This is a genomic window from uncultured Sphaerotilus sp. (assembly GCF_963924895.1).
Taxonomy (GTDB): domain Bacteria; phylum Pseudomonadota; class Gammaproteobacteria; order Burkholderiales; family Burkholderiaceae_C; genus Sphaerotilus.
Genome location: NZ_CAWURG010000042.1, coordinates 1 through 8,796 on the forward strand (window position 1 = coordinate 1; position 8,796 = coordinate 8,796).

General features: G+C 67.5%; 7 protein-coding genes. 2 read left to right on the forward strand and 5 right to left on the reverse strand.

Going from position 1 to position 8,796, the window contains the following annotated elements; all coding sequences use genetic code 11:
- From AABN02_RS15715 to AABN02_RS15725, 3 genes are all read right to left on the reverse strand, one after another.
- Positions 1 to 988: calcium-binding protein (locus AABN02_RS15715; RefSeq protein ID WP_338415869.1), on the reverse strand; the 988-nt coding region annotated here is incomplete at its 3' end.
- A 116-nt stretch (positions 989 to 1,104) separates the two neighbouring features.
- Positions 1,105 to 1,875, reverse strand: a complete 771-nt coding sequence (locus AABN02_RS15720) for a BPSS1780 family membrane protein (protein WP_338415870.1) — start codon at positions 1,873 to 1,875, stop codon at positions 1,105 to 1,107.
- A gap of 24 nt (positions 1,876 to 1,899) precedes the next feature.
- Positions 1,900 to 2,871 carry a homoserine kinase gene (locus AABN02_RS15725; RefSeq protein ID WP_338415871.1) on the reverse strand — a complete coding sequence of 324 codons (972 nt, stop codon included), beginning with the start codon at positions 2,869 to 2,871 and terminating at the stop codon, positions 1,900 to 1,902.
- An 89-nt stretch (positions 2,872 to 2,960) separates the two neighbouring features.
- On the opposite strand from AABN02_RS15725, the gene polA reads away from it, so the two are divergent.
- Positions 2,961 to 5,801: a DNA polymerase I gene (gene polA, locus AABN02_RS15730; RefSeq protein WP_338415872.1), complete on the forward strand. Its 2,841-nt coding sequence runs from the start codon at positions 2,961 to 2,963 to the stop codon at positions 5,799 to 5,801.
- Here the strand turns inward: polA and AABN02_RS15735 are convergent.
- Together AABN02_RS15735 and AABN02_RS15740 are read right to left on the reverse strand one after the other, a co-directional pair.
- Positions 5,779 to 6,837 (reverse strand): hypothetical protein, encoded by a 1,059-nt coding sequence (locus AABN02_RS15735; protein WP_338415873.1) that lies wholly within the window; start codon positions 6,835 to 6,837, stop codon positions 5,779 to 5,781. The genes polA and AABN02_RS15735 overlap by 23 nt on opposite strands.
- Positions 6,838 to 7,040: 203 nt before the next feature.
- On the reverse strand, positions 7,041 to 7,811 hold the full coding sequence (locus AABN02_RS15740; RefSeq protein WP_338415874.1) for a ParA family protein: 771 nt from the start codon (positions 7,809 to 7,811) through the stop codon (positions 7,041 to 7,043).
- A gap of 235 nt (positions 7,812 to 8,046) precedes the next feature.
- On the opposite strand from AABN02_RS15740, the gene AABN02_RS15745 reads away from it, so the two are divergent.
- Complete coding sequence (locus tag AABN02_RS15745) at positions 8,047 to 8,547, forward strand: hypothetical protein (protein WP_338415875.1); 501 nt, start codon at positions 8,047 to 8,049, stop codon at positions 8,545 to 8,547.
- Positions 8,548 to 8,796: the final 249 nt, after the last annotated feature.

An 8,796-nucleotide genomic window follows, 5' to 3' on the forward strand; every position in this document is an offset into this window, starting at 1 on the left:
TGGCGATGGCGCCGGTGAACTGCAGCGTGTTGACCGCCGAGGCCCAGTCCTGGTGGGGGGCGATGACGTCCTGACCGTCGCCGCGGCCGAACCAGGCGGTCATGCTGGCCATGCCGCCGGTCATCAGCGTGTCGTTGCCGGCGCCGCCATAGAAGGACAGCGTGCCCAGGTCACCGCGCAGGGTGTCGTTGCCGGTGCCGCCGTAGAGTGTGTCGTTGCCCTGGATGCCGTTGAGGGAGTCGTCGCCGTCGCCGCCGTAGAGCACGTCGTTGCCGTCGTAGCCACCCAGGATGGTGTCGTTGCCGCTGCCGCCGTCGATCCAGTTGCTGCCGGCACCGCCGTCGATCGCGTCATTGCCGCCGTAGCCGTACAGCGTGTCGTTGCCGGCGCCGCCAGCGAGGGTGTCGGCCTGCCAGGTGCCGCGGACGCTGTCGTTGCCGGTGGTGCCGGCGAAGACGATGGCCTTGAGGTCGTCCATCGTCCAGGAACTGCCGTCGGCGAACTTGACGAACTGCACCCCGGTCATGCGACCGCCGATGTTGGCGCCTTCGGGCGTGGGCGGTCCGTAGTTGTAGAAGCTGTCGATGGTGACCGCGTCGGTGGTGCCACGGACCGACAGCACCAGCGAGTTGCCGGAGACGGACACCGCGATGTCGGACTTGGCGATGGCGCCGGTGAACTGCAGGGTGTTGGTGCCGGTGGCCCAGTCGGGGTGGCCGGCGATGGTGTCGCGTCCGTCGCCGCGGCCAAAGTAGGCCGTCATGCTGGCGGTGCCACCGGTCAGCAGGGTGTCATTGCCGGCGCCGCCGTAGAAGGACAGCGTGCCCAGGTCACCGCGCAGGGTGTCGTTGCCGGTGCCGCCGTAGAGGGTGTCGCTGCCCTCCAGGCCATTGAGCGTGTCGTCACCGTCGAGACCGTAGAGCAGGTCGTTGGTGGTCGTGCCGATGAGGCTGTCCCGCCCCGCTGTGCCGTAGCGTGTGATACCCATGCATCCCCCTGAGGATTGTTGAAATGGATCAATCTCTGATCAGAGGGGATTTTTGCGGTTTCAACACCGGTTGGTACGCCTCGAACCCCCGCATTCGCGGGGGTGTGTGGCGCAATTCAGTCCTCGAAGTCGATGCAGCCGTCCACGCTGGCTTTCAGCGAGGCATAGAACGCGCCGGAGAAGATCATCGCGCCGGGCAGCACGAGCAGCATGGCCGCCTGTCCCAGGCCGAGGGCCGCCATCAGGCCGCCGAGCAGCAGCGACAGCACCAGATCGGCCAGGATCCAGCAGACGCCGTAGACCACGAAGGCGCCGAGGTTGCGCCAGCTGGCGGTGGCGCTGACGAACAAGGCCTTGCCCAGACCAGCGCCCGTGCGAACGATGATGACCGGGGCGTGCCAGATCGTCAGCACCACGGGCAGCAGCAGCACGGCGCGCAGCACCATGCCCTGCTGCAGCGCGCCGATGGCGTCGAGCGTCGCCTCGGCTGTGGTGTCACTGTCGCGCATGACGGCCCACGCGTCGGTCATGCCGGGGTCGAGCGCGTCGGCCAGCAGCAGCATCACGAAGGTGGCCGCCGCATTCAGGCCACCCAGCCGCAGCAGTGACGGGCGCGCCGCCGAGCGCAGCGGGCCGATCAGGTGGGAGGGCAGCGGCCGGCCGCCAGCCTGCACAGCGGCGGCGGCATCGACCCAGCCGGCAGTCAGCGCTGGCAGCAGCACGGCCACCAGCAGCGGCCCGACCCAGGGCAGGCCGAGGAACATGGCCAGGCCAAAGAACATCAGGCCGAACAGGCCGGCCAGCCCGATCGTCTGCTGGCGTGCCAGCCACACGCCGCTGAGCATCCATTGCAGGCCGTCCCGCGGCGTTGCGACGCGTAATTTCATGTTGCCTTCATCGTGTGTGGTGCCTCAGCGCATCCAGTGCCAGGGATTGGCGACCCGCTCGCGCAGCACGCGCTCGAAGTGGGTCGGGTCGTGCGGCTGGAGCATGCTGGCTTCGCGTGGCAGGTGGAAGTCCCACAGGCGCGAGGTCCAGAAGCGCAGCGCCCCGGCGCGCATCATCGCCGGCAGCAGGCGCAGCTCGTCCGCGCTCATCGGGCATTCGGTGTCGTAGGCGGCGACCATCGCGCTGGCCCGCTGCTCGTCGAGGCGGCCGGTGTCGAGGTCGATGCACCAGTCGTTCAGGCACACCGCGAGGTCGAACAGCCAGGCATCGACGCCCGCGAAGTAGAAGTCGAAGAAGCCGGTCAGCTTCTCGTGGCCGGGCAGGCCGTCGAACATCACGTTGTCGCGGAACAGGTCGGCGTGGACCGGGCCGCGCGGCAGCGCCTGGTAGGCGGCGGTCTCGGCGAGGTGGCGCTGGAAGACCAGTTCGTCCTCGATCAGCCGGCGGGCGTCGGCGTCCATGTACGGCACGACCACCGGCACGGTCTCGACCCACCAGTCCAGCCCGCGCAGATTGGGCTGGTGCCGCGGGAAATCACGGCCGGCGAGGTGCATGCGGGCGAGCATCTGGCCGACCTGCTGGCAGTGCCAGATCGACGGCGCGAGCTGGTGGCCGCCGGAGAGCTTGTTGACCAGCGCCGCGGGCTTGCCGCAGACGGTGTGCAGGATCTCGCCGCTGGCGTCCGCCTGCGGATCGGGCACCGGGATGCCGCGTTCGGCCAGGTGCTTCATCAGGTGCAGGTAGAACGGCAGCTGCTCGAACGTGAGCCGCTCGAACAGCGTCAGCACCCACTGCTGGTCGCGGTCGGTGGTGACGAAGTAATTGGTGTTCTCGATGCCGGAGGCAATGCCGCGCAGTGCGGTGACCGATCCCAGGCCCAGACGTTCGACGAGCGCGTTGGCCGCGTCGAGGGACACTTCAGTGAAAACAGCCATCGGCAACAGGGGGAAAGAGTCAGAAGGAGCGGCGAGACCAAGGATGCATTGTAGGTGGCGGGCACGGGACGATCGCCGACAATCCCGCCATGAACACGCCCGCCGCCACCTCCGCGCCCGCCGACCGCCCCACGATGCTGCTGGTGGACGGCTCCAGCTACCTCTACCGCGCCTTCCACGCGATGCCCGACCTGCGCAACGCCGAAGGTGCGCCGACCGGGGCAGTTTCCGGAATGATCGGAATGCTGCGCCGACTACGTGAGCAAGTTCCGTGTGAACACGCGGTCTGTGTCTTCGACGCCAAGGGGCCGACCTTCCGCAACGAATGGTACGACCAGTACAAGGCCCACCGCCCCCCCATGCCCGACGATCTGCGCCTGCAGATCGAGCCGATCCACGAGGTCGTGCGGCTGATGGGCTGGCCGGTGCTCGAAGTGCCGGGCATCGAGGCGGACGACGCGATCGGCACGCTGTGCAAGGTGGCGGTCGAGCGGGGGCACCGCGTCGTCGTCTCCACCGGCGACAAGGATCTGGCGCAGCTCGTCAACGAACACGTCACGCTCATCAACACGATGACCAACGAGACGCTGGACATTCCTGGTGTGCAGGCCAAGTTCGGTGTGCCGCCCGAGCGGATCATCGACTACCTGACGCTGATCGGCGATGCGGTGGACAACGTGCCCGGCGTCGAGAAGGTGGGGCCGAAGACGGCCGTGAAGTGGCTGGCCGAACACGATTCGCTGGACGGCGTGATCGCGGCATCGGCGTCGATCAAGGGCGTGGCGGGCGAGAACCTGCGCAAGGCGCTCGACTGGCTGCCGATGGGCCGCCAGCTCATCACCGTGAAGCTCGACTGCGACCTCGCACCGCACATCGCCGACTGGCCGGTGATGGACACGCTGGCGCTGCGGCCCCTGGACAAGCCGGGATTGCTGGACTTCTACATCCGCTACGGCTTCAAGAGCTGGCGCTTCGAGCTGGAGAAGGAGCTGCTGGCGGTGGCGAACGCGGCGGCGCAGGCAGCGGCCCAGGCGGCCGCGCCGAAGCCGATCGGCCACATGGACGACCTGTTTGCCGACCCGCCGCCCGAGGTCGAGGCCGCCGCCGCGCTGCCCGAGACCGGCCGCTACGACACCGTGCTGACCCGTGAGGCGCTGGATGGCTGGCTGGCGACGATCCGCGGCGCCGAGTTGGTCGCGCTCGACACCGAGACCGACTCGCTCGACCCGATGCGCGCCCGCATCGTCGGGCTGAGCTTTGCGGTGCGGCCGCACGAGGCCTGCTACATCCCCCTGGCGCACGACTACGCCGACGCGCCGACCCAGTTATCGCTGGACGAGGTGCTGGCGCTGCTGAAGCCGTGGCTGGAGGACGCGGGCGCGGCCAAGGTCGGCCAGAACATCAAGTACGACACCCACGTCCTCGCCAACCACGGCATCACCGTGCGCGGCTACCGGCACGACACCATGCTGGAGAGCTACGTGCTCGAAGCGCACAAGCCGCACGGGCTGGAGAGCCTCGCCCAGCGCCACCTCGGCCGCAGCGGGCTGAGCTACGAGGACCTGTGCGGCAAGGGCGTGCACCAGATCCCGTTCAGCCAGGTCGACGTCGAGCGCGCCTCGCGTTATTCGGGCGAGGACAGCGAGATGACGCTGCAGGTCCACCAGACGCTGTGGCCCGACCTGACTGCACCTGACCACGCCGGGATGCGCCACGTCTACGAACACATCGAGATGCCGACCTCGGCGGTGCTCGCGCGCATGGAGCGCTACGGGGTGCTGCTGGATGCGTCGGTGTTGGCGCGGCAGAGCCAGGAGCTGTCCGAGCGCCTCGTCGTGCTCGAAGCCAAGGCGCATGAACTCGCCGGGCAGCCCTTCAACCTCGGCAGCCCGAAGCAGCTCGGCGAGATCCTGTTCGTCAAGCAGGGCCTGCCGGTGAAGAAGAAGACGGCCTCCGGCGCGCCGAGCACGGACGAAGAGGTGCTGCAGGAACTCGCCGCCGACTACCCGCTGCCGGCCTGCCTGCTCGAATACCGCGGCCTCGCCAAGCTCAAGAGCACCTACACCGACAAGCTGCCGCTGATGGTCAACGCGGTCACGGGCCGCATCCACACCAACTACGCGCAGGCGGTGGCCGTGACCGGCCGGCTGGCGAGCAACGAGCCGAACCTGCAGAACATCCCCATCCGCACGGCGGAAGGCCGCCGCGTGCGCGAGGCCTTCATCGCGCCGCCCGGTCACCGGCTGATGAGCGCCGACTACTCGCAGATCGAGCTGCGCATCATGGCGCACCTGTCGGACGATCCGGCCCTGCTGCGGGCCTTCGCCGAAGGGCATGACGTGCACCGCGCGACGGCGAGCGAGGTGTTCGGCGTCCCGCTGGGCGAAGTCAGCAGCGAACAGCGCCGCTACGCCAAGACCATCAACTTCGGACTGATCTACGGCATGGGCGCCTTCGGGCTGGCGCAGAGCCTGGGGATCGAGGTGAAGGCCGCGCGCGACTACATCGACCGCTACTTCGCGCGCTACCCTGGGGTGAAACGCTACATGGACGAGACGCGGACGCTGGCCGGTGCGCAGGGCTATGTCGAGACCTTGTTCGGCCGGCGCATCACCCTGGTCGATATCCAGGGCGGCAGCGGTCCGCGCAAGGCCGCCGCCGAGCGTCAGGCGATCAATGCGCCGATGCAGGGCACCGCGTCCGACCTGATCAAGCTGGCGATGATCGCCGTGCAGGCCGCGCTGGACGCCGAGGGCCGCGCCACCCGCATGGTGATGCAGGTCCACGACGAACTGGTGCTGGAGGTGCCCGAGGCCGAACTGGACTGGGCGCGCGAGGCGATTCCGCGCCTGATGGCGGGGGTCGCTGCGCTGAAGGTGCCCTTGCTGGCCGAGGTCGGTGTCGGTCTCAACTGGGACGAGGCGCACTGAGCGTGCGCAGGCGGCGCCGGGCCCGTTGCCAGAAGGTGTTCTGCGCGGCCAGGAAGGTACGCACCCGGGCCAGCGCGTGGGCATCGACATGGTCGGTGTCGGGCAGGCGGGTCAGCAGCCGATCGGGCAGGGCGTCGGTCGCGTCGTAGGGGGAGCCGCCCACGCCGCAGTGCACGCCGGTCCCGTCGAATCCTTCGTTGCGGACCAGGCTCTGGCGCGGGTAGAGCGTCATGCCGCCGTGCATGAACAGGCTCAGGTACCAGCGGATGAACCAGGAGTCGGCCTTGCCGGCGCGCTGGCGCTTCAGGATCGAGAAGTAGGGGAAGGCGCCGTCGACGTCGAACTGCCGGCGCAGCGCCGACTGCTCGACCAGCGTCTGGAAGCCCCGCATGTCCGGATCGAAGTGGCTCCACGCCCGGTCCCAGGTCGCCCAGCCCCACGAGGAGGCCATCGGCATGAACACCGCATCGCGGGTGCTGCCGGTGTCCACCGGGTACATGTGCCCCGACACCTGCATCACGAGGGGATCGTCCCGGTAGTGGTGCAGTGACTGGTTCATGAACGCCAGAAACGTCGGTGCCAGCACCAGATCGTCCTCGACCACGATCACCTGCCCATGTTCCTGCACGACCTGCGTCACGCCCGCGATCACCGAGTCGGCCAGACCGCGGTTGCTCGGGGATTCGATGATGACCTTGCGGGCGTGGGGCAGGCTGCGGGCGATGCGCCGGACCTCTTCGACCGCGACCGCATCGGCGGTGTCTTTCGGGCCGTCGCAGAACAGGTAGAGCGGGCTGTCCAGGAACTCGGGATTGCGCGCCAGCGATTCCAGGCAGCGCAGGGTGTGGCGCGGCCGGCGGTAGAGAAACAGTGCGATCGGCGCCTTGGCGAGTGGGGTGTCCGCGCGGCGGGGCGTCGTCGGGTCGGCCTCCAGGGGGGCGAATTTGGATGTGACGGGTGGCGGGGCGCGGCGGACGGGCGCTGGCCGCGGGAGACCCGTCGTCAAGGGATGGGGCGAATACAGCAGGGCGGTCATGGGTGTGCAGCGATGAAATCGATCCGATTTCTCGACCACTGGACACTGAATCTCAATATCCGATGGGGTGTTTGCTGCACTCTATCGACAGAAACTGCCGCCACGCCGCCGCAGGGCCGCGAAAACACCGGGATCGGGGGATTGGTACCGCTTGGACCATGGTCCGCCGTGAAGTCTCGCCAGTCTCTGGCGGGGCCCCCCACTCATTCGCCCCGCAGGGCGTCGTGCAGCGCGATGTATTCGAGGGTGAGCCGGTGTTTCGGATCGAGGTGCACCATCGGCAGCGCCTGTTCGTGGGATTCCTTGACCTTGACCGTGGACGACAGGTAGGGCTGCAGCACCGGCAGACCCTCCGCGATCAGCTCGGCCACCACCTTGCGCGGCAGGCTGGCGCGTGCCTGGAACTGGTTGACGACGATCCCTTCGACCTGCAGCTTGCGGTTGTGGTCGGCCTGGATCTCCTGGACGTTCTCCAGCAGCGCGTAGAGCGCGCGGCGCGAGAAGTCGTCGCAGTCGAAGGGCACCAGGCAGCGATCGGCCGCGATCAGCGCCGAGCGGGTGTAGAAGTTCAGCGCCGGCGGCGTGTCGATGTAGATGCGGTCGTACTGGTCGGCGATCTCGTCCAGCGCGTCGCGCAGCTTGTAGATCTTGTAGCGCGATTCGAGCTTGCTCTGCAGTTCCTCCAGCGCCGGGCTGGACGGCATCAGGTGCAGGTTCTCGAACGGGGTCGGCACCACGAACTCGGCCGTGCTGCGCGGGTGCAGGTTGAACTTGAGCGTCTGGTCGAAGAAGCCGGCCAGATCCACCGCCAGCCCGTCGGCCTGGTGGCCGAGCAGGTAGCGGGTGCTGTTGCCCTGGGCATCCAGATCGAGCACCAGCGTGCGCAGGCCCTGCTGCGCGCTGACGGCCGCCAGGTTGCAGGTGATGGTGGATTTCCCGACCCCCCCCTTTTGGTTGAAGACGACACGGCGCATGAGCTTGGTCCCGGAAGGTTGGGTTGGTGTGGTGGATCGCTGGATTGTGCCCAGTCTGGCGGCAGTTTCCGCGTTGCAACACCGCGACGGCACATCAGGTTTGCTGCACCGTTCGGGCCTGAAAATGCAGTAATCGCCCCCGGGACCAGGGGCTGAGGGTGCGCCGGAGCCGGCGGCATCCATTCAAAATCGCATTTTTCGCAAATCAAGACAACAACTAGGGGTGACAGTCCTCATGGCGGCACACGACGTTTCGATCAAGTTTTCCGGCTACTGGAGCGAATACAACCGCGGCTTGATGCCGCGCCGGGCCGGTGTGTTCTGTGTCTATCGGGCGCACTTCAACGACCTGTCCAAGTCGACCACCATGCGGGAGCTGCTCTACATTGGTGGCGCCCCCAACGTGAACGAGTGTCTGGTCGATCACCGACTCGCAGACCACTGGCGGGCCTGCCTTGGTCCGGACGACAGCCTGTCCTTCAGCTTCGGCGCGGTGGCACTGCCGGACCTGGCCGCCTGCGAGACCGCGCTGGTGATGCGGCACCGGCCGCGATGCAACGAGGCCGTCCCGCAGGTGTTTCCATTCGAATCCCTGTCGCTGAAACTCACCCACCGCACACCGTTGCTGCAAAACCGATTCTCGATCGGCGCCCGCTCGTCCAGCGTGGTTCACCGCTTTGGCGGGCAATGGGTGCGCCGCGGGCTCGATTTTCTGCGTGGTATCCAGCCGGGTTGAACGAGGAGATTACCGGCGCTGAATTCGATCCTGGTCGAGTTAATCCCGTTCACGGATTGAACGGGATTGCTCCATCTCATGTGAGAGCGCTTGCGTCGGTATGGGCCGACCTGATTAGCAATGATCTTCAGCAAGGAGCCAGCCGAAGGTCAGGCGTAGCGTAGAGGACAGACCAAGCGCAGGAGCGAGCACATGCCGATGAACCGAATCCAGTTCCAGCAGGGGATGTCGCTGCCGGAGTTCATGGCC